This is a genomic window from Polaromonas sp. P1_E3, assembly GCF_056405935.1.
The window spans coordinates 1-1093 of record NZ_JBFUBD010000652.1; the positions used below are offsets into that span (position 1 = coordinate 1).

Consider the following 1093-nt stretch of genomic DNA (forward strand, 5'->3'; position numbering starts at 1 on the left):
GGCCATGGCTGCATAGGTTGCTGCGGGGTGTGTGTATTTTTCTTCCGGCTGGATGCGCAGGATCTGCGCAAAGTCTTCGCAGTGAATGTGGCCTTCGGGCCCGCGGTCGAACCGCTTGACGGCCAGGAAATGCCGGCTTTCGCCGAGCACAAAGGGTTGCTCGGCGACGATCTCGTCCATGGGCGCCAGCCAGGCCTCACAAACATTGACGCCGGCAGCCTGCGCCAGCCGCAGGGAGAGCTCTTCCACCTCGGGCAGCAGGGCAAATTCTGCCGTGGGCAGCTTGGCGATGATGTGGGTGCCCTTTGCATCACGAGTGCGCGCCACGTAGCGGCCCGGTTGCTGCACCAGCGCCAGCTTGGGCTGTACGCCCGACAGGGAGGTCGCATCGGGCAAGGGATCGGCCGTGACGGACATTTCGAGCGCATCGTTGTGCTGTGTCACCACCCCCGCCAGCGCGTCGGCATCAAGGTGTGCGGGATAGGCATACACATTGCCCGGCAGGTCTGTACCGCAGGCGGCCAGCATGTCGAAATGGTCGTTGGGCCCACAGCCGCGCAACTGCTCCAGGTGGCGGCGCAGCGGTCCCTCCGGCAACAGGTTTTGAAAGAAGGCAGGCAGCCGCCCGCCTTCGGCATTGAAGAACGGCGTACTGACATAGCTGCGCCAGAAAATCTCCCGGCGCTGAGGGTCGTCGTCGGTCGCAGCCCAGGAAAGCACCGGTGAGTCAGGGTTGGACCAGAAGGTCTCCTCAGGAATGAAGCGTGTGAGCGCGCTGCTGCCCGTGCCGTACTGGAACAGCAGGCCGGCACGCTGGGTACCGAGGTAGATGTCAAGCGCCAGGACATTCATGTTCAGGCCTACACACCCTGGCCGGACCTGGGCTTTTTCGTGCCCGACGCTGCTGCCGAGAGCGCCGAAGTCTGGGCAACAATGCGGTCCACCCGCGACAAGGGCGGCGCCGGACCTTCGGCGGCTTGCGCCTGCAGCCCTGCGGCAACCACCTTGGGCAGCAACACCACTTCCAGCCCGAGCGGTTCGGCAATAGCCATCAACGTGGTCACGCGTGGCGCAGTCTTGCCCTGCAGGACGC

Annotated in this window: 1 protein-coding gene and 1 pseudogene; both read right to left on the reverse strand. The window is 64.7% G+C overall.

The window, feature by feature from the left end; genetic code table 11:
- Positions 1-852 (reverse strand): type II toxin-antitoxin system HipA family toxin (locus AC1D0Z_RS22520; RefSeq protein ID WP_477660365.1); only part of this gene is annotated, 852 nt, incomplete at its 3' end.
- An 8-nt stretch (positions 853-860) separates the two neighbouring features.
- Positions 861-1093 (reverse strand): annotated as a pseudogene (locus tag AC1D0Z_RS22525) (helix-turn-helix domain-containing protein); the annotation flags it as partial.